Annotated in this window: 19 protein-coding genes and 2 pseudogenes; 11 read left to right on the top strand and 10 right to left on the bottom strand. The window is 59.9% G+C overall.

Annotation, left to right across the window (positions count from 1 at the left end):
- Nucleotides 1-2: 2 nt before the first annotated feature.
- From efeB to efeU, 3 genes and pseudogenes are all read right to left on the bottom strand, one after another.
- Nucleotides 3-1,325: pseudogene (gene efeB / locus I9H07_RS14795) on the bottom strand (iron uptake transporter deferrochelatase/peroxidase subunit).
- 24 nt (nt 1,326-1,349) lie between these two features.
- Nucleotides 1,350-2,558: an iron uptake system protein EfeO gene (gene efeO, locus I9H07_RS14790; protein ID WP_058392779.1), complete on the bottom strand. Its 1,209-nt coding sequence runs from the start codon at nt 2,556-2,558 to the stop codon at nt 1,350-1,352.
- Nucleotides 2,559-2,566: 8 nt separating this feature from the next.
- Entirely contained in the window at nt 2,567-3,421 is an 855-nt protein-coding gene (gene efeU / locus I9H07_RS14785) for an iron uptake transporter permease EfeU (protein ID WP_236424290.1), read from the bottom strand.
- 277 nt (nt 3,422-3,698) lie between these two features.
- On the opposite strand from efeU, the gene I9H07_RS14780 reads away from it, so the two are divergent.
- Both I9H07_RS14780 and ada read left to right on the top strand, forming a co-directional pair.
- Nucleotides 3,699-4,397 carry a DNA-3-methyladenine glycosylase family protein gene (locus tag I9H07_RS14780; protein ID WP_024675455.1) on the top strand — a complete coding sequence of 233 codons (699 nt, stop codon included), beginning with the start codon at nt 3,699-3,701 and terminating at the stop codon, nt 4,395-4,397.
- Between the two features lie 69 nt (nt 4,398-4,466).
- Nucleotides 4,467-5,564 (top strand): bifunctional DNA-binding transcriptional regulator/O6-methylguanine-DNA methyltransferase Ada, encoded by a 1,098-nt coding sequence (gene ada / locus I9H07_RS14775; protein ID WP_236424292.1) that lies wholly within the window; start codon nt 4,467-4,469, stop codon nt 5,562-5,564.
- Here the strand turns inward: ada and ampC are convergent.
- Nucleotides 5,553-6,710: a class C beta-lactamase gene (ampC, locus tag I9H07_RS14770; RefSeq protein WP_236424294.1), complete on the bottom strand. Its 1,158-nt coding sequence runs from the start codon at nt 6,708-6,710 to the stop codon at nt 5,553-5,555. The genes ada and ampC overlap by 12 nt on opposite strands.
- Nucleotides 6,711-6,853: 143 nt before the next feature.
- On the opposite strand from ampC, the gene I9H07_RS14765 reads away from it, so the two are divergent.
- Complete coding sequence (locus tag I9H07_RS14765) at nt 6,854-8,299, top strand: SulP family inorganic anion transporter (RefSeq protein ID WP_024675452.1); 1,446 nt, start codon at nt 6,854-6,856, stop codon at nt 8,297-8,299.
- Nucleotides 8,300-8,364: 65 nt separating this feature from the next.
- Nucleotides 8,365-9,480, top strand: coding sequence for a cell division protein ZapE (gene zapE / locus I9H07_RS14760; protein WP_236424296.1), 1,116 nt, complete (start codon nt 8,365-8,367; stop codon nt 9,478-9,480).
- A gap of 3 nt (nt 9,481-9,483) precedes the next feature.
- Here the strand turns inward: zapE and rarD are convergent, their stop codons facing one another.
- Nucleotides 9,484-10,368 (bottom strand): EamA family transporter RarD, encoded by an 885-nt coding sequence (gene rarD / locus I9H07_RS14755; protein WP_024675450.1) that lies wholly within the window; start codon nt 10,366-10,368, stop codon nt 9,484-9,486.
- A gap of 341 nt (nt 10,369-10,709) precedes the next feature.
- On the opposite strand from rarD, the gene I9H07_RS14750 reads away from it, so the two are divergent.
- On the top strand, nt 10,710-11,861 hold the full coding sequence (locus tag I9H07_RS14750) for an MFS transporter (protein ID WP_058392786.1): 1,152 nt from the start codon (nt 10,710-10,712) through the stop codon (nt 11,859-11,861).
- 6 nt (nt 11,862-11,867) lie between these two features.
- On the opposite strand, the gene I9H07_RS14745 is transcribed toward I9H07_RS14750, so the two are convergent.
- Together I9H07_RS14745 and I9H07_RS14740 are read right to left on the bottom strand one after the other, a co-directional pair.
- A complete protein-coding gene (locus tag I9H07_RS14745; RefSeq protein WP_236424297.1) occupies nt 11,868-12,698 on the bottom strand; it encodes a PhzF family phenazine biosynthesis protein in 831 nt (276 codons plus the stop codon).
- Between the two features lie 127 nt (nt 12,699-12,825).
- The gene (locus tag I9H07_RS14740) at nt 12,826-13,308 is read right to left on the bottom strand and encodes a multidrug/biocide efflux PACE transporter (RefSeq protein ID WP_236424299.1); all 483 of its coding nucleotides are present in this window, start codon (nt 13,306-13,308) and stop codon (nt 12,826-12,828) included.
- Between the two features lie 99 nt (nt 13,309-13,407).
- Here I9H07_RS14740 and I9H07_RS14735 point away from each other — a divergent pair, with 99 nt between their 5' ends.
- Together I9H07_RS14735 and I9H07_RS14730 are read left to right on the top strand one after the other, a co-directional pair.
- Nucleotides 13,408-14,292: a LysR family transcriptional regulator gene (locus I9H07_RS14735; protein WP_024675446.1), complete on the top strand. Its 885-nt coding sequence runs from the start codon at nt 13,408-13,410 to the stop codon at nt 14,290-14,292.
- A gap of 77 nt (nt 14,293-14,369) precedes the next feature.
- A complete protein-coding gene (locus I9H07_RS14730; RefSeq protein ID WP_058392788.1) occupies nt 14,370-14,594 on the top strand; it encodes a DUF6434 domain-containing protein in 225 nt (74 codons plus the stop codon).
- A 42-nt stretch (nt 14,595-14,636) separates the two neighbouring features.
- On the opposite strand, the gene I9H07_RS14725 is transcribed toward I9H07_RS14730, so the two are convergent.
- Together I9H07_RS14725 and katB are read right to left on the bottom strand one after the other, a co-directional pair.
- Nucleotides 14,637-15,191, bottom strand: coding sequence for an ankyrin repeat domain-containing protein (locus tag I9H07_RS14725; RefSeq protein WP_024675444.1), 555 nt, complete (start codon nt 15,189-15,191; stop codon nt 14,637-14,639).
- Between the two features lie 61 nt (nt 15,192-15,252).
- A complete protein-coding gene (katB, locus tag I9H07_RS14720; protein WP_024675443.1) occupies nt 15,253-16,758 on the bottom strand; it encodes a catalase KatB in 1,506 nt (501 codons plus the stop codon).
- A gap of 562 nt (nt 16,759-17,320) precedes the next feature.
- Here katB and I9H07_RS14715 point away from each other — a divergent pair.
- The 4 genes and pseudogenes from I9H07_RS14715 (at nt 17,321) to I9H07_RS14705 (ending at nt 20,844) form a co-directional block, all read left to right on the top strand.
- On the top strand, nt 17,321-18,031 hold the full coding sequence (locus I9H07_RS14715; RefSeq protein WP_024675442.1) for a GNAT family N-acetyltransferase: 711 nt from the start codon (nt 17,321-17,323) through the stop codon (nt 18,029-18,031).
- A 129-nt stretch (nt 18,032-18,160) separates the two neighbouring features.
- Nucleotides 18,161-19,012, top strand: a pseudogene (locus I9H07_RS25105) (MCP four helix bundle domain-containing protein); the annotation flags it as partial.
- The gene (locus I9H07_RS25100; protein WP_418903485.1) at nt 19,007-19,870 is read left to right on the top strand and encodes a methyl-accepting chemotaxis protein; all 864 of its coding nucleotides are present in this window, start codon (nt 19,007-19,009) and stop codon (nt 19,868-19,870) included. The pseudogene I9H07_RS25105 and the gene I9H07_RS25100, both read left to right, overlap by 6 nt.
- Before the next feature lie 119 nt (nt 19,871-19,989).
- Entirely contained in the window at nt 19,990-20,844 is an 855-nt protein-coding gene (locus I9H07_RS14705; RefSeq protein ID WP_236424302.1) for a CAP domain-containing protein, read from the top strand.
- A gap of 34 nt (nt 20,845-20,878) precedes the next feature.
- On the opposite strand, the gene I9H07_RS14700 is transcribed toward I9H07_RS14705, so the two are convergent.
- Nucleotides 20,879-21,307 (bottom strand): nuclear transport factor 2 family protein, encoded by a 429-nt coding sequence (locus I9H07_RS14700; protein WP_024675440.1) that lies wholly within the window; start codon nt 21,305-21,307, stop codon nt 20,879-20,881.
- Nucleotides 21,308-21,386: the final 79 nt, after the last annotated feature.

Below are 21,386 nucleotides of genomic sequence, written 5' to 3'. Positions count from 1 at the left end.
GGTCATGCGGTTTGCTTGGTCGATGCGGCCGCCAGCAGCGAGCGGCCGATGAAATCCTGGTCGCCGGTTACCCCCGGCAGGGTGAAGAAATAGCCGCCGCCGACCGGCTTGAGCTATTCCTCAAGCGGCTCGCCATTGAGACGGCTCTGCACCGTGATAAAGCCTTTTTCCAGATCGGCCTGATAGCAGATGAACAGCAGGCCCATGTCCAGCTGGCCGTTCTTGTTCACGCCGTTGGAGTAATTGAACGGGCGACGCAGAATCAGGTTGCGCTGAGTTTCGGCGGTGCGCGGGTTGGCCAAGCGGATGTGCGAGTCGAGTCGGGTTTTCTTGCCTTCCGGGTCGGCCGCGTAGTTCGGCACGTCCGTCTCGACCTTGCCGTCCATGGGCGCGCCCGTGGTTTTGCTGCGGCCGAAAATCGATTCCTGTTCCTGCAGCGGCGTGCGATCCCAGCGTTCGACGAAATTACGGATGATGCGCACCGCCTGATAGCTGCCATTGGCGGCCCAGGCCGGCTCGTCGCTGCCCGGCTGCACCCAGACCAGTTCGTTCATGGTCTTCTGGTTGTTAGAGTCCGGATTGGCCGAGCCATCGCGGAAACCCAGGAAGTTGCGCGCGCTTTCAGGCGGCTGGCCAGGTTTTTTCGGTGCCTGAGGCGGCACGGTGCCTTCCTGCTTCCAGCGCACCAGCAACAGGTCGGGCAGGTTCTTGACGATGTCGCGCAGGGCGTGAATGTTGCTGTCTGCGGTGTTAGCGCAGAACTGAATGCTCAGGTCGCCATGGCAACTGGCCGGGTCCAGCGCATCGTTGGGGAAGCCGGTCATGCGGCTCAGGCGTTTTGGCTTCACCGAATCCAGACCGAAGCGCTCATCGAACAGCGACTCACCCACCGAGACCGTGATGGTCAGGTTATCCGGGGTGACCACCGGGCCAAGGATGCCCGAGTCCAGTGGCGGCAGCTTCGGGTCGACTTCCGGGACCGGGCCGCCGGTCATCAGGAAGGCGATGCGCTCGTTCAGCGTGCGGAACAGGCGCTGCAGATCATCACGATCAGCGGCCAGTACATCGAATGCCACGAGCATGCCAGCTGCCGGGCGCGGGTTGACGATGCCGGTCTGATGCACGCCGTAATAGGTGTTGTGATCCTCGGTCTTTTCGCTGTTCGGCGCTTCGGTAACCTGTGCCGGTGCTGCGGCAAGCACATTGCCACTCAGGCTGCTGCCTGCCAGCGCGGCACCGGCAGCGCCGAGGCCCATCAGGACACGACGACGCTGAATGGAAGCAGGGGCGTTATTGGCGTCTGGATTGCTGTCCGGGTTTTTCATGGTGATGTGCTGTGCTCCAGTGGATCAGAGGTCAGAAAGGCCGAGTGCCGAGTCGATACCATTGAGTGCGTCAGCCAGCACGCCAGCCTTTTTCGCGATCTGCTGACGTTGCGCCGCGTCCACCTGGTCGTAAGGGCGATACCCGTCAGCGGTGCTCAACGCATCAAGCGTGGTGTCCAGGTCAGCCATCGCGGCATCGATCTTCTGCAACAGATCGCCTGCGCTGCGGGTCAGTAGCGGACGCAGCAGATCGACGATCTTGCGTGTGCCGTCTAGGTTGGCGGCAAAACCGTTGAGGTCGCTGTGGCTGTAGCGTTCTTCCTCGCCGTTGCTGCGCACATCGGCCAGGCTGCGCAGCGTGCGGGTTGCAATGGCGGGCAGTTGCTCCGGCTTCAGGGATTGCGCCAGCAATTGCTGTTTGAGTTGGGTGACATCGGCCTGCAAACGCTGCGCGACCTTCGACAGGCCCTCGACGCTGTGTTGCTCGAACAATGCGTATTCGATGCGGTGGAAGCCGGTAAAGCCCGGGTCCTGCTCACGCTTCTCGTAATAATCGGCGCGGGCGTTGATGGCGTTGTCCAGTTCAGACAGGCGTTGCGCGGCAGGTGCAATGCGCTGATAGGCAGCGCGGGCTGGCAGATACGCCGCTTGCGCTGCGCTCAGGTCGCCAGCGTCGATGGCCTGCTGCAGTGCGGTGACGGCTTTGATCAGCGCCGAGCCTTGCAGGCTCAGGTACACCCGGTATTCGGAAAGCGGGCCGATGAATGCCGTCATTGACGGGCGTGCCTTGGCCTTGGCGTCAGACTCGGCGGTCGGCGTGACGTGCAGGGTGCCTCGCGGGTTGCTGAGCAAGCCGCAGGTGATCGCATAATCGCCGGGTGCCAGGTTGGCGTTGATCACCTGGCTCAGGCCCGGCGCAATGTTTTCCCGTTCTTCGATCACCAGCACGCCGTCGAGAATTTCCCATTCAACGGCCCGCTCGGAGCGGTTGACGATGCGGAACGCGTTCTTGCCTGCCGCCACGGTCAGGGCGTTCGGCTCGCAATTGCGCGCGTGAATATTGACCACGGTTTCAGTACCGGCATTGGCGGCGCGCTTTTTGGCGGCCACCTGCGAGGCGTAATAGAACAGCCCGCCTGCGGCAATCATCAGGATCACGGAGCCTGCGACTGCCAATCGCAGGACATGCGGCGGCCGGGCTTTACCGGAAAGCCCTGAGGGACGGTTAGACATGAGTGCCCTTATTCGTTTGTCACGGAAGATGGGTGTGGCTGTACCGGTTTGCCGGCTTTCGGGGAGTGCGGCATGAAAAACAGCACCAGTGCCCCGATCAGGTAAATCAGATAGACGCTCAGCGTGCTGACCGTCGGCGCGTCCTGGTAACCGAACATACCGGCGAGCACCGAGCCTGTCGGCCCGTCCATCGGCAGCAGCGCGCTGATGTCGAAGACCACACCTTGCAGATGATTCCAGACCCCCGCTTCATGCAGTGCCTGCACCGAGTTGGCGAGGATGCCAGCGGCCACGACCAGAATGAACAGCCCGGTCCAGCGGAAAAACAGACTCAGGTTGAGGCGCATGCTGCCGCTGTAGATCGCCACGCCGAACCCGACCGCCAGTAACAGGCCGAGCAGGGCACCCAGCGGCGCGCCCGACCCTTCGCTCTGTTGAAACACGGCGAGCAGAAAAAATACGGTTTCCAGCCCTTCGCGGGCCACGGCAAAGAAAACCATGGCGATCAGCGCGTAGGTCTGGTTTTTTGAGCCGGCGAGGGCGGCGTCCAGTGATTCGTGCAGCGCATGCTTGATCGAACGCGCCACTTTGCGCATCCAGAACACCATCGAACTGAGGATGCCTACCGCGATAAGGCCGACAATGCCTTCGAACAATTCCTGCTGTTTCTGCGGAAACTCGGCGCTCATCAGTTCCAGCCCGCCACCGACGAACAGCGACAGGGCTGCAGCGAGAAAGACGCCAATCCACACCGCAGGCATCCACTCGCCGCGACCGGTCTGTTTCAGATAACTGGCGATGATGCCAACAATAAGCGCAGCTTCGATGCCTTCGCGCAGCATGATCAAAAACGGAACGAGCATATTCCACCGGGTCGAGACTGAAGAGTGAGCGTGCGTGCTTCGGCGAGCGATCAGCCAGAAACACTGCGTAACATAATGATACTCATTCTTGAATGGGGATAGTTGTTTTTTGTCCGCTGCTCATTTTTAGCCGGTTGTTCAGGTCAGGTTCAGCTATACGGTTTCTGGTTTTTGAACTTTTTCTGGCCCTTTGAAAACCAAACGATCATTTTCGACATCATGCGAAACCGGGGATGGCCACTGACTGGCTGTCCGGCTACCCAACCTGGAACTCACAATGGCATCAGAATCAGACGTCCTCGGCCGCGAGCCCCTGCCCAGGGATTACCCGGCAGAAGATGCGCATGCTCAGGCTGTCGAATCGCTCAAGGCTGTCGACAGGCAATGGGCGTTGCTTATCGAGCACGTCGGCCCCTGCCTGCACCCGCTGACGGCGGCACAGGATCCGTTTCAGGCGCTGGTCAAGGCCGTTGCCTATCAGCAATTGCACGCTAAAGCGGGGGACGCGATGGTCACGCGGCTGCGCGCCCTGTTCCCGGACGTCAGCTTTCCAGGCGCTCAAGCATTGATCGATCTGGATGATCAGGCACTGCGTTCCTGCGGATTCTCGGCATCAAAGTGCCGGGCAATCAAGGCGATTGCTACTGCACGGGTAGAGGGTATCGTCCCTGATGTCAGTGATGCGCTGGCGATGAGCAATGACGAGCTCGTCGAGCGTCTCATTCAGCTACCGGGGGTGGGCCGCTGGACGGTAGAGATGATGCTCATTTACGGGCTTGGCCAGCGGGATGTCATGCCCGCCAGCGACTTCGGCGTGTGCGAAGGCTACAGGCGACTGTATGCTCTCGAACGCAAACCGGGCCACCGGGAGATGGCCCGGCTTGCCGAGCGGTTTGCGCCTTACCGAACGATTGCCGCCTGGTATCTGTGGCGAGTGCCGACCGGCTTCAGCGAGATCGATCGATCTCGAATTTGAAAGCAAGACTCGGAGTGCCTGTCGGATCTGACAAGGATAGGCTCATGGAAACTCAAGGCGAGCAACAACATGGCCAGCACAGACGACACGAAAAAAGCACGTGCTCCGCGAACCGAAGACGACCCGCGCTGGGAGGTCCTCATCAACCGTCGCTCGGGGGCTGATTTTGTCTACGGCGTGCTGACCACCGGCATCTATTGCAAACCTTGCAGCCCCACCCGACTTCCGCGTCCGGAGAACGTCGTTTTCTTTGATACGGCAAGCGAAGCCGAAGCCGCTGGTTTTCGTCCGTCCAGGCGCAGCAGCGATCAGCAAGCGCTGGAACTCAAACATGCTGCAGCGGTTTCCGAAGCCTGTAGAGTGATCGATACGTCCGATTCAATGCCCAACCTTACAGCGCTTGCGGAACAGGTTGGCATGAGCAGTTTTCATTTCCATCGTACGTTCAAGAAGCTGACCGGGTTGACACCCAAAGCCTACAGCGTCGCTTCGATGCGCTCGCGGGTGAAGGTCGAGCTTGCCCATGATGTGACCATCACCCGCGCGCTGTACCAGGCGGGCTACAACTCCAACAGTCGTTTCTATGAGGCTTCGCAGCACATGCTGGGCATGAAACCTTCCGAATACCGGGCGGGCGGCGCCAATGTCGAGATCAGATTCGCCCTGGGTGAAACTTCGCTGGGGTCGATTCTGGTGGCCACCAGCAGCAAGGGCATCTGCGCCATTTCGCTCGGCGATGATCCCGACGCGCTGATTGAAGGTTTTCAGGATCAGTTCCCCAATGCCAATCTGATCGGCGCAGACGCCGGGTTCGAAGCGCTGATCGCTGTGGTCGTGGGCTTTGTGGAGTCGCCTGCGACCGGCCTTGCGCTGCCGCTGGATATTCGCGGCACGGTTTTCCAGGAGCGGGTATGGCAGGCGCTCAGGAATATCCCGGCCGGAACGACCGCCACCTACACCGAAATCGCGACGCAGTTGGGTATGCCCAGTGCCGTCCGTGCGGTAGCCAATGCCTGCGGCGCGAACAGGCTTGCGGTGGCCATTCCCTGCCATCGCGTGGTGCGCAGCGATGGCTCGTTGTCCGGTTATCGCTGGGGTGTCGAGCGCAAGCGCAAGCTGCTGGAAATCGAGTCTGACGGTGCGGCGGGGCTCTTCTCAGGGCGTTGAGCAGCAGCCTGACTGCTCGAGAATCCGGTAAGCCAGCTTCACCCGTTCTTCGTTCGGGTAGTTTCGGTTGGCAAGAATCGCGATACCTAGCTGCTTTTCCGGAATGAACGCCACGTAGCCGCCGAAACCGTTGGTTGAGCCGGTCTTGTTAACCCAGACCGCAGATTGCGCGGCCTGCGGCGGGTCGATGACTTCGGCTTTGCGGGTGTTCAGCATGGCGCTGGCGTTGCCCTCCAGCAGTTGGGGCAAGCGCGCCGGCATCGAATACTGTTCCCAGATCAGGTCCTGAGTCATGTCACCGATTTTGAAATAGCCGGTCCGTGTGTCGTTGAGGGCACGGCGCAGTGGCGCGTCGTATTGACCGAGCCCCATGTTCGCCTCAATGAAACGGATCAGGTCCCGGCTGCTCGATTTCACGCCGTAGGCTTCAGCCGCCAGCGGACCAGGGTTGACCCTGACCGGTTCATCGAGCTTGTTATAGCCCTGCGCGTAAAGCGTCTGCTTTTCGTCGGGCACCTTGACGTAAGTGCTGTTCAGACCCAGCGCCGGAAACAGCCGCTGTTGCAGGGCTTCTTCATAGGGCATGTTCATGCTGCGCGCCGCGACCATGCCGAGCAGACCGACACTGGGGTTGGCATACGTGCGGTGGGTGCCGGGCAGATACTCGGGCTGCCAGGCCTTGAAATAAGCCATCAGCTGGCGAGTGTTCTGCACCTGGTCGGGCACTTGAAGCGGGAAGCCGCCTGCAGTGTGGGTGCCCAGATGAAAAACCGGCACTTTGCCCAGGCGCGTTGCCTGCAACTGCGGCAGGTAAGTGTCGATGCTCTGCGTCAGTGACAGTTGCCCATCGGCCTGCGCCCAGGTGGCGAGTGTGGCGGTGAAGGTCTTGCTGATCGAGCCGAGTTCGAACAGCGTATCACTGGTCACCGGCTGGCCAGTGGCTTTTGAGGCAACGCCGTAGTTGTAGAACTGCTGTTTGCCATTGTGTGTGATGGCGATGGACAAGCCCGCGATGCGGTTTTCCTGCATCACCTTGCTGGCTTCTGCCTGCACAAAAGCGTCAAAGGTGGCAGGCTTGTCCTCGGCAAAAGCGATTGAACTGACCAGCACAAGCCCCGTGCAGAGCAGCGTTCCATTGCGTGACATTCGATAATTCCTTGTTGTTTTGGGTGTATGCCGATCATCAGGAGGTGTGTATCGCAGCCCTGCCGCGGTGGTCGGTCGTCAAAGGTTTGCGTAATATGCCCCCTTTTTTGCGCTTCCTCCATGGAGCGCGGCTCAGGTAAACCATGAAAACTATCCGTATGCGTGCCGAAGTGCTGGCCGGGCTGACCACATCCTTTGCGCTGGTGCCCGAGTGCATTGCCTTTGCGCTGGTTGCCCATCTCAATCCGCTGATGGGGCTTTACGGTGCGTTCATTATCTGCACGCTGACGGCCTTGTTCGGCGGGCGTCCGGGCATGGTCTCGGGTGCGGCCGGTTCGATGGCCGTGGTCATCGTCGCGCTGGTGGTGCAGCAGGGCGTGCAGTATCTGCTGGCCACCGTGCTGCTCGGCGGCTTGATCATGATCCTGTTCGGGCTGTTGCGGCTGGGCAAACTGGTGCGACTGGTGCCGTATTCGGTGATGCTGGGCTTCGTCAACGGCCTGGCGATCGTGATCGCGATGGCGCAACTCGAGCACTTCAAGGTCGGTGAGTCATGGCTCAGCGGCACGCCGCTGTACGTGATGCTTGGCCTGGTGGCGCTGACCATGGCGATTGTCTACCTGCTGCCGCGCATCACCCGCGTTGCACCGCCTGCGCTGGTGGCGATTCTCAGTGTCGGGCTGGCGGTGTACCTGCTTGGCTTGCCGACCCGCACCCTGGGCGACATGGCGCACATTGCCGGCGGTCTGCCGGTGTTCGCCTTGCCGGACATTCCGTGGAACCTGGAGACCCTGCGGATCATCGCGCCTTACGCGATTCTGATGGCATTGGTCGGCCTGCTGGAAACCCTGCTGACCCTGAACCTGACTGACGAGATCACCGAAACCCGTGGCTACCCGGATCGCGAGTGCGTGGCGCTGGGCGCGGCCAACATGGTGTCGGGTGCATTCGGTGGTATGGGCGGTTGCGCGATGATCGGCCAGACCGTCATCAACCTCAGCTCCGGCGGCCGCGGTCGGGTGTCCGGCATTGTGGCGGGCTTGATGATCCTGATGTTCGTGCTGTTTCTGTCGCCGCTGATCGAGCGTATTCCGCTGGCGGCGCTGGTCGGGGTGATGTTCGTGGTCGCCCAGCAGACTTTCGCCTGGGCGTCCCTGCGTGTGCTGCGCAAGGTGCCGGTCAACGATGTGCTGGCGATCATTGCCGTGACCGTGGTCACGGTGCTGACCGATCTGGCCACCGCCGTGGTGTTCGGCATCATCATCGCCGCGATCAACTTTGCCTGGCAGCAGGCCCGCGAGCTGTATGCCGACAGCCATGTCGAAGCCGATGGCAGCAAGGTCTACCACCTGCACGGCACGCTGTTCTTTGCCTCGACCACGCCGTTTCTGGCCCAGTTCGACCCTGCCGAAGACCCGGCACAGGTAACACTGGACTGCCGTCATCTGCGATTTGTCGACTACTCGGCCATTGCCGCGTTGAAAACCCTGCGCGAGCGCTACGCCAAGGCGGGCAAGCATTTGCGTGTGGTACACCTGTCCGAGCGCTGCAAACGACTGCTCAAGCGTGCCGGTGTGCAGCACGCTTGATTGACGTCGCCAGGCCTAGTCTCGTATAGGCTGAATATCGATCCCTGACCCAAGGTGTGTGCCTGATGGATGCCGTCTCTCCGCTGGATGCTTACGAACGTGCGGTGCAGCGTGGTTTTCAGCCCGATCAGGCGCAGTTGCAGGCGGTGCAGCAGTTGCAGGCGTGCTATCTGGCGCTGGCCGAGTCTCGCGGTCGGGCGCGGGGCGTCTATCTGTGGGGGCCGGTCGGGCGTGGCAAGACCTGGCTGATGGACCGCTTTTTCGAAAGCCTGACGGTGCCCGCCCGGCGTCAGCATTTCCATCACTTCATGCGCTGGGTCCACAAACGCATGTTCGAACTGATGGGCACGCCTCAGCCGCTGACGGTCGTCGCCAAGGAGCTGGCGCGTGACGTGCGGGTGATGTGTTTCGACGAACTGTTTGTGACCGACATCGGCGATGCGGTGATCCTCGGCGGGCTGCTGCAAGTGATGTTCGAACAGGGCGTGGTGCTGGTCTGCACCTCCAACCAGCCGCCGGATCAGTTGTACAGCCATGGGCACAACCGCGAGCGCTTTCTGCCTGCCGTTGCTGCCATCCAGAAATACATGGACGTCGTTGCGGTGGACGGAGGCGAGGATCACCGTCTGCATCCCGGCCAGTTGCACCAGCGCTACTGGATTGCCGAAGCCGGTCGGCCTAGTGCCCTGCAGGGCATATTCGAGGCCCTGAGCGCAGGCCAGCCGGTTCACGACTCGCAGGTCATGCTGGGTTACCGCAGCATCAATGTGCTTCAGCATTCCGACACGGTGGTGTGGTGCCGCTATCGCGACCTGTGCGAGCAACCGCTGGCGGCCATGGACTTCATTGCCCTGTGTGATCGCTTTTCAGTGATTCTGCTCAGCGACGTGCCGGTCCTCGGCGCTGCACAGCGCGAAGCGAAGATTGCCCGTGGCACCGAGGATGGCGTGGAGCAGGTGACCGCAGGGGATCGCGAACTGCCGCAGTTGTCGCCCAACGACGATGGCGTGCGGCGTTTCATTGCGTTGGTAGACGAGTGTTACGACCGACGCATTCCACTGTACGTCGAGGCGCCGGTGCCCATGGACGAGCTCTACACTCAAGGTTATCTATCGTTCGCCTTCCGCCGTACCCTGAGCCGACTTCAGGAAATGCAACTGGAGCGTTTCGCCGGGTCGTGATGCTCAGGCCGCATCCCGGCGACGCTGGGCCAGCATATGCTTGGCGCCTTCGATCATCAGCACCACGACCGCCAGCCAGATCGGCAGGTAAGTCAGCCATTCATCGCGGCTGATGCTTTCACCCAGCAACAGCGCGACGCCCACCAGCAGGATCGGTTCGACATAACTGAGCAGCCCGAACAGGCTGAACGGCAGCAAGCGGCTGGCGATGATGTAGCTGACCAGCGCCGAGGCGCTGATGACTCCCAGCAATGGAATCAGCAGGTACAGCAACGGTGCCTGCTGGATCGCTTGCGGATGACCGTTACTGATGAACCACAGGCCGATCGGCAGCATGAGCAGCATGTCAAACCACAGCCCGCCCAAATGGTCGGTCTTGAGCTTGCGGCGTAACACGAAATACAGCGGATAGCCGCCCGCGACCAGCAGGGTTTCCCAGGAAAAGCTGCCCAGCCGCCATATTTCATGGCCGACCCCGATCACGGCAAACCCGGCGGCGACTTTTTGCAGGTACGAGAGGTGTTCGCCATACACCAGGCGGCCGGTAAAGATCATGCTCAACGGCAACAGAAAATAACCCAGCGACACCTCCAGGCTGCGCCCGTGCAGGGGTGCCCACATGAAGATCAGCAACTGCGCGCCGAGCAACAATGACGACAGCAGCAGCCCGAAGATCAGCAGCGGTTGCTGCCTGAGCCGGGCCGCCAGATCGCGGACTAGCCGCCAGTCACCGCTGACCAGCATGAACAGCGTCGCGCACGGCACTGTCAGCAGCATGCGCCAGCCGAAGATCTCCTCGCCATCCAGCGGGCTCATCAGCGAGGTATAGAAATACATGACTCCGAACAGCACGGAAGCCAGGACCGACAGCACGACACCTTTGTACACAACGGCCTCTTGAAATTGATTTGCCCCGGAAGGGAGCAGGCGGCCGCCATTTTAGTGCGCCGGTGTATAAAAAGCTGTAGCTCCAGCCTCTATGAAGGCATGTTCTTTAAAGTTCTTTGACCGGGCAGTTGCGGCCTCAGCCAGCCGTTTCCAGAAACGGCCAGAGGGCGCTCGCGTTGAGATCAGGGATCACATCGCGCGTCCCGGCTTGTCGAAGCCGATGCAATAGCAACGGAACGCGCTCCATTTCGGCGCATCAGAGGGTTTGGTTAAACGATCAGCTTTGTTAGGCTGTTGCGCTGGCTGGTGCGCCCCTGGTCCAGTAATCACAAGGAGCATGCATGACCTCTTTCAGCACCGCAGCCCAGGATGCCAAGGCTCGGGCGGAACAGTCTTCGACGCGTATTGCGTTTTTCATTGCCGGTTTCAGTGTGGCGTCATGGGCGCCGCTGGTGCCTTACGTCAAACAGCGGATGGGGCTTGATGAGGGAACCCTCGGCCTGCTGTTACTATGCCTCGGCGTCGGTTCGATTCTTTCCATGCCGCTGGCGGGGGCGCTGGCAGCGCGGTTCGGTTGTCGGCGGTTGCTGGTCTGTTCGACGCTGTTGATCTGTCTGTGCCTGCCGCTGCTGGCGACGATATCCAGTTTGCCGCTGTTGATCGCCATTCTGTTTCTGTTCGGCGCGAGCATGGGCGGGGTGGATTGCACCGCCAACGTGCAGGCGGTGATTGTCGAGCGTGCCAGTGGCAAGACCATGATGTCGGGGTTTCATGGTCTGTTCAGTCTCGGCGGGATCGTCGGCGCTGCCGGTGTCGCGGGCTTGCTCAGCCTGGGCATCTCGCCGTTTGCGGCGATGCTGATTGTGGTGTTGCTGACGTTGATTGCGCTGGCAAAAGCGGCGCCGAACCTATTGCCCTACGGCAGTCCGTCCGATGGACCGGCCTTTGCGATTCCGCGGGGTGTGGTGCTGTTTATCGGCCTGCTGTGCTTCACGGTATTTCTGGCCGAAGGTGCGATGCTCGACTGGAGCGCGGTGTTCCTGACCTCGTTGCGCGGCGTCGAAGCATCCTATGCCGGGCTGGGCTACGCCGTGTTCGCCGCGACCATGACCCTCGGCCGGCTGTTTGGCGATGCGATCGTCAAGCGGGTCGGCTCTAACCGGGTCATCATTCTCGGCGGGCTGTGTGCCGCCGCCGGTCTGGCCGTCGCCACGCTGATCCCGGTCTGGCAGGCGGCACTGCTAGGTTACGCGCTGGTGGGCGCTGGCTGTTCGAACATCGTGCCGGTCTGCTACAGCGCGGTCGGCAGGCAGAAAACCATGCCGGAAAGCGTGGCAATCCCGGCGATCACCACCGTGGGTTACGCCGGGATTCTGATCGGTCCTGCGGCAATCGGCTTTATCGCCCACATCAGCAGCCTTGAGCTGGCGTTCATGATCGTCGCGGTGATGCTGTTGGGCGTGGCGATTGGCGGCAGCAAGCTGAGGACCTGATCGCGCTTACAACCTGCGCGCCATCCCCGAGACCCGGATCGAACTGCCCGGTTGCCCGGAAATTTCGGCGCGCAGGCGAGAAGGGCTGCCCATGTCTTCGCCTTGCAGGATGTCGATCAGCCCGCCATGTGGCCAGCGGATATCGCGTAGATAACCGCCCAGCGCTGCTGTGGCGGCACCCGTGGCCGGATCTTCGTAAACCCCGCCGAACGCAAAAGGGTTGCGGGTATGAAACAGCTGATCGGTCTCCGCCCAGGCCAGCAGAATGGTTGCCCAGCCCTCACGTGCCATCACTTCGCGTCCGGCCTGTTGGTCGTAATGCATGGCTTTGAGCGCAGCACGACTGTTCAGCGCCAGCATCAGATGCCCGGCACCGCCGTTGATGTGCGCTGGCGCGATGCGCTGATCCAGGTCGTGATGTGTATAGCCGAACAGAGCCAGGGCTTCTTCCAGCAACTGCGCGCTGACCGGTTTACTGAGGGTGGGCGGTGACTGCAATGCTGCCGAGGTCAGCGAACCCTGAGCATGCCCTTCGACTGTGATCTGCGCCTGGTTGAGTGTCAGGTTGAACACGCCGTCGCCTTGCTGCATCGCCAGCGCCGCGCCCAGCGCGATGGTCGCGTGCCCGCAGAACGGCACTTCGGCCAGCGGCGAAAAGTAACGTACCCGCCAGCCGTTCTCTAAAGGGGCGGCAAAAGCAGTTTCGGAAAAACCGACGTCGGCGGCGATCTGCTGCATCACAACATCATCAGGCAGCGAATCGCCAATCCACACGCCTGCCGGGTTGCCGCCCCGGTCTCCATCGCTGAACGCGGCCAGTTTTATTATTTCAGTCATGGGTCGGGGTCCTTGCCGTGTTGGTCAGAGGCCGACAGTGTGCTCTGGGGGCAGTGGGATAATCCAGTGAGAAAGGCTGATGCCGTGCATCTACAACGTTGATGCCTGAAAGCGCTGACGACCAGCCTCAAAGCACCTCGCATCTCGACTCGCGCCGCTCGACCAGCCTCTCGCGCAGTCTGTCGTAGGCCCAGTTGAACAGCAGGGTGTACGGCAGAAACATCAGCAGCAGGCCGATGTCCAGCAGGAAGGCTTGCAGCAGGCTGATCGACAGCCACCATGCGGCCAGTGGCACCACGGCGAGGATCAGTCCGGCTTCGAACCCCATGGCGTGCAGAACACGGGTCATCAGGTTCATGGCGAAGCCGCAGCGTTTCCGGAAGCGGTCGAACAGGGCGTTATAGAGCATGTTCCAGAGCATGGCGATGGTGGAAATCATCACCGTCATGATGCCCATCATTGCCAGTGAATGGTCCATCAGCCAGGCGAGCAGCGGCGCGACCAGAATCACGCCGCCGATTTCGAACAGGGTGGCATGCAGGGCACGTTCGCGGAGGGTTTTGTGCGGCACTGTGGTTGACTGCTCAGCGTGCTGTTGGCGGTGACTCATGATCGGGCTGTCCTTGATGTCCATTCGTGGCAGCATTGTCATCGGTATTTGCGCTAATCTGAAAATCACTACCATCGGTAAAGCCGATAAGAGACTGCCATGAGTTATTCCCCCGAAGCGCTGGAAGCGTTTGTCCAGATTGCCGCACTGGGTTCGTTCAGCGCGGCTGCACGTCGCCTGGGCAAAAGCCAGTCGACCATCAGTGAAGCGATTGCCCGTCTGGAGATCGATCTGGGGCTGGAGTTGTTTGATCGTTCGTCGCGGCAACCGGTGTTGAGCGAGGCGGGGCGGGTCATGCTCGGTCGCGTCGATGATCTGCTGTGCGCCTCCGACCGTCTGCGCCGGGCCGCGGCGCGCCTGTCAGCGGGTGTCGAGCCTCGGCTGACGCTGGTGTTGTCCGACGCCAATCAGTTTGCGGATTTCGAGCGGCTGATGAGCGAACTGGACCAGCGTTTTCCGGAGCTGGAAATGGAGTGTGTGTTTGCCGAGCACGGTGATGCGATCAGCCTGGTGCAATCGGGCAGAGCGTCGCTGGGGTTGTTGTCGGCACAGGCCAGCTATCCGCCGGAGATTGGCCACGCGACCATCGATGAGAGTGCCGATTTCGGTCTGTTCGTGTCGCACAAGCATCCGCTCGCCGCGCTGGAGCGGGTCGATTATCAGCAACTGGCTCGCTATCGCGCACTGCGCCTTAATACGCTGGTCGAGCACAGCATCCCTACCGACGACCTGCCCACCAGCGGCCACCGGCACTGGTCAGCACCGAATTATCTGTTGCTGATGGACATGGCGGCGTTCGGCTTTGGCTGGTCGGCGTTGCCGCGCTGGTTGGTGTCGCGCTACTCGGGCGGGCTGTTGAAGGAACTGACTGTCTCCGGTTGGCCACGTCGCTCGGCGGTCGACGTCATCTGGTCATTCCAGCGCAGTCTGGGGCCGGCGGGTGCGTGGTTGCTGGATTCGCTGGTGCCGTTCGCGGGGGAGTGAGGCGCAATTCAGCGTCGCGACGGTCCTGCAAATCCGCTATAAAAGAGTCTTTCCAACTGACCAAACGGGCACTGCGTATGGCATTCGATTGGCACTCAGACCAGATCACCCGTGACACTCCGGTGGACAGCCACTATCGAAACACACAGAACGTGCGCCGTTTCATGGTCGAGGAGTGCGGCCCGCTGTTCAGATTCGATCGACCATTCATGGCGTGGATCAAGGACGGCAGGCCCAAAGACATGGGGCAGGTTGCGGACCACTGGTTGCAGAGGCGTGCGCAGGCGACAGAAGCAGGTTAACACCGGACCTGCGCGCTGTTAAAAAGTACCAGCCCACCGATGTCATCGTGTGGGCGGTGCCTGAAATTCGCCTTTGGACAAACCCTGTACGTCATTGCCCATGCTGTCACGGAGGCTCAGGTCCGCGCCCTTGTCGGTCAATTCCTTGAGCACTTCGGTGCGTTTGAAGAGGGCTGCATACATGGCTGCCGTCTGCCCGGCATTGTTGGTCAGGTTAGCGCCGCAGTCAGCCTGCACCAGACGCTTGGCAATGCTCAGTTCACCTTTGAAAATGGCGCCCATGAGCGCGGTATTGCCGCGGTTGTCCTTGGCGCAGGGATCAGCCCCGGCGTCGATCAGGCGCACCACTGAGTCTTCATGGCCATGGTAAGCGGCCAGAATCAGGCCGGTGTAGCCTTGCGGGTCACGTACGTTGAGGTCGTAATGAGCTTCGATGAAGGTGTCCAGCATTGGATTGTTGCCTTCACGTGAGGCGTCGAAGAACAACGTGCGAAGCTGGCTGGCGGTCTGTTCGGCTGTGAGTTCCGGAGGCGGTGCAGGTTGCGTGGCGCTGGCGGTTGCGGCAAACAGCAGCAAACCGTAGATGAGGTTTTTCACTGGCGTTCTCCTGGCTGGAACCGTCCCGGCGCACGAGGCACCGGGACGGGACTTCAGCTCATCAGTCCTTCAGGCTGGCAGCCAGCGACTTGACCTTGGCCAGGTCGCCTTTTGCCACTTCGGTTACCCGAGTGCCGTAGGTAGGGTCAGCCTTGTACAGGTACGACAGCATGATGTTTTTGCTTTCGGTATCGGTGTCAGCCAACGATTCGCCGAAGCTCTGCACCAGGTCGGTCTGCTCTTTCGCGGTGTAGGAGCGATACACGTCGCCAGCCTGCTTGAAGTTCTGCTCGCGCGTGATCTTCGCCTGCTGGGTGGTGCCACTGATCGGCAGTTCGCTATAGCGCGCCTTGTCATCGGATGGGCGTGGTTCCAGACGGCTTGGCTCGTAATTCACGCCGCTGGTGGTGTGGCCGCTGTTCATCGCGCCATCCTGGTTGCCGTTATTCACTGCAACTTTAGGCTGGTTGACCGGCAGGCTCAGGCCGTTGGCGCCAAGGCGATACATCTGGGTGTCGGCGTAGGAGAACACACGACCTTGCAGCAGACGGTCTTCCGAAGGCTCGATGCCTGGCACCAGGTTGGCCGGAGCCATGGCGACCTGTTCGGTCTCCTGAAAGAAGTTGTCGACGTTCTTGTTCAGTACCATCTGCCCGATCTTTTTCTCCGGCACGTCAGGCCAGATCTTGGTGGCATCCAGAGGATCGAATTCGAACTTGGCAAGGTCTTCAGGCTTCAGCACCTGGATGTACAGATCCCATTTCGGGAAGTCGCCTTTCTTGATCGCGCCGACCAGGTCATTGGTCAAGTGGCTGTAGTCCTTGGACTGAACCTGAGCGACTTCTTTCGGATCAAGGTTCTTGATGCCCTGCAGCGTCTTCCAGTGGAACTTGACGTAATGCACTTCACCCTTGGCGTTGACCAGTTTGTAGGCGTGCACACCGTTGCCGTCCATGAAGCGATAGCCGGCTGGCGTACCTTCGTTGGAATACAGCAGGGTCAGCGTACGGGTAGCTTCCGGTACGTGGGAGAAGAAGTCGAAGCGACGTGAATCGTTGTCGAGGTTGGTGCGCGGGTCAGGCTTGAAGGCGTGCACCATGTCCGGGAACTTGATGGCATCGCGGATGAAAAAGGTCGGGAAGTTGTTGCCCACCAGGTCCCAGTTGCCATCGGCTGTGTAGAACTTGGTGGCGAAACCGTGGGGGTCGCGCAGGGTTTCAGGCGAATGATTGCCGTGAACCACAGAAGAGAAACGCACGAACACCGGGGTTTTTTCGCCGGATTTGAAAACCGTCGCCTTGCTCAGGTCGCTGATATCGGCCGATGCCGTGAATTCGCCTTTGACGCCCGTGCCGCGGGCGTGAACAACGCGTTCCGGGATGCGTTCGCGATCGAAGCGCTGCAGCTTTTGCAGCAACTGCACGTCTTGCAGCAGGACCGGCCCTTGGGCGCCTGCTGTCTGGGAATTCTGGTTATCGCCGACGTCGGCGCCATTGTCGCGAGTCAGGGTGTCGGCTGCATAGGCGGCCGGCATGCTGATAAGGCCGACTGCAGTTAAACGAACCATGTGTCTGGACCAGTTTAATAACGGCATTTTGAATCCCTCATATTTTTTTAGTAGGCGAAATAATTTTAAGCGGGCGAGGGCAAAACTGTGATTATAAAAATGCATCGGGTTGATTGAAATAAATGCGAGCGAAAGTGCGGGGGACCGCTTCTCTTTTTTGAGAATAGTTGAAATAGCGATCAGTCAGAATCATGGCATAAAGCCGCAGCTTGCATTTTGCTACTTTGCTATCTCTATGAAAGCACGATGCTTTTTATTGAATGTCGATGTTCATTAGAAACGTTATTTCTTCAGCACATGAGCGTTACATAAAAAAGATTATCAACTTCTTCGCCGCGTGGCCATTCGCCAATTCTGTATTCTGATATGGAACGAACGTACTGGATATTGGCCAGTAAAGCTATTGGGTAGTGGCTATTTGATGTTTTATTTGCACCATGAGATGTCTGTTTATGGCACTGATTAATCCATCGCATACCGACTCGGCCTTGCGCACCCGGAAGCGTTATCATGTCCCGTTAGCCTGAGCAGGCAACCTTCACATTCCGGAGTCCGCCGTCCCATGTCCACCGTCATGCTGCTCCAAACCCCGCCACCGGAGTTCATCCGCAGCCAGATTCAGCAAATGGTTGTCGATTATGTGACCGACATCAGCCTGGTCGCCATTGTGCCGGACAACCCGCTGTACAACCTTTATCAGTATGGCGTGGGCTATGAGGTGCATCTTTACCTGAACGCCATGGACGGGTCACAGAGTCTGACCGTCGAGCTGATCGTTGCGCTGGATGAGAACGACCCGGAGATCGTGTTGGGTTTTCTGCTTTACCTGCCGGTACAGGACGATCCGCAGGCGTGTGCCGTGGCCTATATGGCGGTACGCGAAAGCCACCGTCGTCAAGGCATTGCAAGCTCGATGCTGGAAAAAATGGTCGCTCGTTATCCGCATGCCGAGCTGTATTGCGCAGTCGACAAGGTGCCGTACTTTGAATCACAGGGTTTTCAGGTGCTGGGCGCACGTGGACCGCAGGTGATCATGAATACCCGGGACCATGGCACTGACGGCTTGCTGGCAGTCATGGATATCGCACCCATCTACAGCTCGGTGGAGGTGCGCCAGATTCATGCCTATTTGCTCAAACAGCATGGTGAGCAGGCGATGCTCGATGCGGAGGAACAGCGTGATCGCCATCTCGATGAATTGACGCGCCAGGCCAAGACGTTTGCCGGTCAGCGCCTCGCGGGAACCACGACGAAGGCGTTCCGGTTGCATTGACCGCTGGATGATTATTAGAGCGAAGTGCGCTTGATTCTCATCCTTTAGTAGCAGTTTTTGCGTTTGTCAAAGTTATTTTAAAAATAATTCCGAGGGTGGCTGAACGAATTCATATGGGGTGAAGTCATTATGACATCACTGCTGTTCGACACGTCAGTTCAGCGCCAATTTCAGCCTTCACACCCTCGGGTAAGCCTCATGAATTTCCTGCGTCAGTTAACGTTTTCGACCAAGCTCCTATCAGCGTTCATCGCGTGTGCACTGATCACGCTGGCTGTTGGCGGCCTGGGTATGACGGGTGTTACACGTTTGGCCAATGCACTTGAGCTTACTTTTTCCAATAATCTGGTATCGGTCGGTAATACCAATGAGACGCTCTCCAGTCTCACGGCGCATAACCGTGGCCTTTACCGCTTGCTGGATGCGCAGCAGGGGGGAGTACCCGAGGCAGACAAGGAACGTGTTCGTCAGGCGCTGGGCGACGACCTTGCACGTGCGCAGAAAGTCTTCGCAATCTACCGCGCCACCCCCCTGGAAGATGACGAGCGCGCCGCCGGTGATCAGCTTGAGCAAATACTGCCTGCTTATATAGCGGGCACTCAGCAGGTGGTCGAATTGATGAGGGCTGGCGATCTGGATAACGCCCGTACCCGCCTTAACGCGCTTTCCGCAGATGGCTTCACCAAGGCCCGCAGTTACCTGCGGATCATGATCGATTCCAACAATCGCCAGATCAAGGAAGGCGCGGCGGCGGCTGCCGAACTCAAGGCCAATTCGGTGCTGATGCTGGAGGCCGGTGTGGTGATCGCCTTTCTGGTGGCAATCATGATGGGCGTTTTTATCACTCGCATGATCACCCGTCCATTGGCGGTGGCCGTTGCAAGCGCCCGGCGCATTGCCGGTGGTGACCTGACTCAGCCGATCGTTTCTACCAGTGGTGATGAGGCCGGGCAGTTGCTCGACGCGTTGTCCGGCATGCAGACCGGTCTGAAAAGTACCATTCTGCAGATCGCCAGTGCCGCCGACCAACTCGCCTCCGCAGCCGAAGAACTGAGCGCGGTGACTGATGAGAGCACGCGCGGGCTGACTCGCCAGAACGACGAAATCCAGCAGGCGGCTACGGCGGTGAACCAGATGACTGCGGCTGTCGAGGAAGTGGCGCGCAACGCGGTGTCGACCTCTGAAGCCTCGAAGACCGCTACCGAGGATGCGGTTGATGGTCGTGGTCAGGTTGATCACACCGTCAAAGGCATCACCACCATGGTGCACGAGATCACTCAGTCTACCGGTGCCGTTTCCGAACTGGCCGGGCATGTGCGCGAAATCAGCAAGGTGCTGGACGTGATTCGCAGTATTGCCGAGCAGACCAACCTGCTGGCGCTCAACGCTGCCATTGAGGCCGCACGTGCCGGTGAACAGGGGCGCGGTTTTGCGGTGGTGGCTGACGAGGTCCGTGCACTGGCCCACCGTACCCAGGCGTCGACCGTCGAGATCGAAGGCATGATCAGCACCGTGCAATCCGGTGCCGACGGTGCCGTGGCGGCGATGGGCAAAAGCCTGTCGCTGGCCACCAACACTCAGGATCTGGCACTGCGTGCCGGTGCGGCGCTGGAAAAAATCACCCAAGGCGTGGCGACCATCAACGAACGCAACCTGGTCATCGCCTCGGCATCCGAAGAGCAGGCCCAGGTGGCTCGCGAAGTAGACCGCAACCTGCTGAACATTCAGGACCTCTCTACGCAGAGCGCTGCGGGGGCCAATCAGACCAGCGCTTCCAGCCAGGAATTGTCGCGTCTGGCAACGTCGTTCAATACGCTGGTTGCCAACTTCAAGCTTTGAGTGGGGTGCATTTGCCGGTTTGAACGGGCGACAGAATTTGCTGCAGAACGAAAAAGGCGTTGCGCTTGACCGGGTGATTTCGCGCATCATAGGCGTAATCAGCCCGAGAGAGACTTTTCATGCCTGTCATTACCTTCGTTCTGCGCCTGTCATTGCTGTCATTTGGAATGATGTGTGCCAACGCTGTGTTGGCCAGTGAAGAGACGCAACTGGTCGACTCCCTTAACGCCTATCGGGGGCAGGCGCAACGCTGTGGCGAGCAGGTGTCCATGGAGTTGCCGCCATTGGCGACCGATACGCGACTGGTTCTGCCTGCCAACGGCAACCTCGACCTGCAGCAGTCACTGGCCCGGGCGGCCTACCCGATGGTCACCGTGCAGGCGATAAGTCTGTCCGGCCCGCGTGATTCTGCCGCGGCCATGAAGGCGGTTCAGGAAAGCTTCTGCCAGGTGGTGCTGGACCCGCAATTCGTCGATATAGGTGTGAGCCGGGAAGGGCGCGACTGGCGCATCGTGCTGGCGCGTTCTCTGATAGCGTCGCGTCTTGGCGACTGGCAAGCCGAGGGGCAGAAGGTTCTGGAGATGATCAACACGGCTCGTACCCAGGCGCGCCAGTGCGGCGCGCAATCCTATGCGGCCACCACGCCACTGGCCTGGAACCTGACCCTGGGCACGGCTGCGCAAAGCCACTCACAGGCCATGGCCAACAATAATTTCTTCGACCACAAGGATCGGGAAGGCCGCACGCCGGGGGATCGCGCCGAGCTGGCCGGGTATGTCGGCCAGCAGGTCGGCGAGAATATCGCAGCTGGTCAGGACACCGCACGCAAGGTGGTTGACGGCTGGCTGGCCAGCCCCGGTCATTGCGCCAATCTCATGAACCCCGGCTTTCGCGAACTGGGCGCGGCGTATGCAATGGACCCTAAAAGCGATGCAGGCATTTACTGGACAGCGATGTTCGGTACGCAGCAGTGAGTGCGCTCGCTGGCTGCGACGAACAGGGTGAAACCTAGAAGCGGAATGCCTGACGGCCAATCAACTGCCACTGGCCTTTCTGCTTCTGCCAGATCTGGAAGTTTTCGATCTCGGTCGGTACCACCTTGCCGCTGTTGACCGCCTGCGCCGAGAAGTGATTGCGGACCATTGCGACGTCGCCAGAGAGAGTGATTTTCTGATTGAGCATCTTCAGATCATTGAACGCGCTCTTGCCGGTTTCGATGTCGGCGATAAAAGCCTGTTTGTCCTGGATCGTGCCGCTGGAGTGGCCATAGGTGAGGTTATCTGCAGTCAGCGCCTTGAGTTGCTCGATGTCCTTGTGCCACATGGCCTGAGTCAGCTTGTCCACGGCCTTGGCAACATCAGCTTCATCGGAAGGCGCGGCTGCGACGTAACCGGTAAACAGGCATAGAAAACCTATCAGCAGTGTCAGCTTTTTCATGATCGTCCCTTTTTCTTGTCATTGTTGGATGGCTAAGCGCACTCAAACAGACGACTATTTCATCTGTTGTCGTACAACT

Source organism: Pseudomonas syringae (genome assembly GCF_023278085.1).
In the GTDB taxonomy this organism is placed as follows: Bacteria; Pseudomonadota; Gammaproteobacteria; order Pseudomonadales; family Pseudomonadaceae; genus Aquipseudomonas; species Aquipseudomonas syringae_Q.
The sequence above is the reverse complement of the archived record's forward strand: the minus strand, read 5'-3'. Positions and strand labels throughout refer to the sequence as shown.

What these genes read in the sequence shown, in the direction of transcription:
- efeO (WP_058392779.1), bottom strand. Translation starts at nt 2,558, where the DNA reads ATGTCTAACCGTCCCTCAGGGCTTTCCGGTAAAGCCCGGCCGCCGCAT.
- I9H07_RS14735 (WP_024675446.1), top strand. Translation starts at nt 13,408, where the DNA reads ATGAGTTATTCCCCCGAAGCGCTGGAAGCGTTTGTCCAGATTGCCGCA.
- efeU (WP_236424290.1), bottom strand. Translation starts at nt 3,421, where the DNA reads ATGCTCGTTCCGTTTTTGATCATGCTGCGCGAAGGCATCGAAGCTGCG.
- I9H07_RS14730 (WP_058392788.1), top strand. Translation starts at nt 14,370, where the DNA reads ATGGCATTCGATTGGCACTCAGACCAGATCACCCGTGACACTCCGGTG.
- zapE (WP_236424296.1), top strand. Translation starts at nt 8,365, where the DNA reads ATGGATGCCGTCTCTCCGCTGGATGCTTACGAACGTGCGGTGCAGCGT.
- ada (WP_236424292.1), top strand. Translation starts at nt 4,467, where the DNA reads ATGGCCAGCACAGACGACACGAAAAAAGCACGTGCTCCGCGAACCGAA.
- I9H07_RS14750 (WP_058392786.1), top strand. Translation starts at nt 10,710, where the DNA reads ATGACCTCTTTCAGCACCGCAGCCCAGGATGCCAAGGCTCGGGCGGAA.
- I9H07_RS14715 (WP_024675442.1), top strand. Translation starts at nt 17,321, where the DNA reads ATGTCCACCGTCATGCTGCTCCAAACCCCGCCACCGGAGTTCATCCGC.
- katB (WP_024675443.1), bottom strand. Translation starts at nt 16,758, where the DNA reads ATGGTTCGTTTAACTGCAGTCGGCCTTATCAGCATGCCGGCCGCCTAT.
- I9H07_RS14745 (WP_236424297.1), bottom strand. Translation starts at nt 12,698, where the DNA reads ATGACTGAAATAATAAAACTGGCCGCGTTCAGCGATGGAGACCGGGGC.
- I9H07_RS14700 (WP_024675440.1), bottom strand. Translation starts at nt 21,307, where the DNA reads ATGAAAAAGCTGACACTGCTGATAGGTTTTCTATGCCTGTTTACCGGT.
- I9H07_RS14765 (WP_024675452.1), top strand. Translation starts at nt 6,854, where the DNA reads ATGAAAACTATCCGTATGCGTGCCGAAGTGCTGGCCGGGCTGACCACA.
- I9H07_RS14780 (WP_024675455.1), top strand. Translation starts at nt 3,699, where the DNA reads ATGGCATCAGAATCAGACGTCCTCGGCCGCGAGCCCCTGCCCAGGGAT.
- ampC (WP_236424294.1), bottom strand. Translation starts at nt 6,710, where the DNA reads ATGTCACGCAATGGAACGCTGCTCTGCACGGGGCTTGTGCTGGTCAGT.
- I9H07_RS14740 (WP_236424299.1), bottom strand. Translation starts at nt 13,308, where the DNA reads ATGAGTCACCGCCAACAGCACGCTGAGCAGTCAACCACAGTGCCGCAC.
- I9H07_RS25100 (WP_418903485.1), top strand. Translation starts at nt 19,007, where the DNA reads ATGCAGACCGGTCTGAAAAGTACCATTCTGCAGATCGCCAGTGCCGCC.
- I9H07_RS14705 (WP_236424302.1), top strand. Translation starts at nt 19,990, where the DNA reads ATGCCTGTCATTACCTTCGTTCTGCGCCTGTCATTGCTGTCATTTGGA.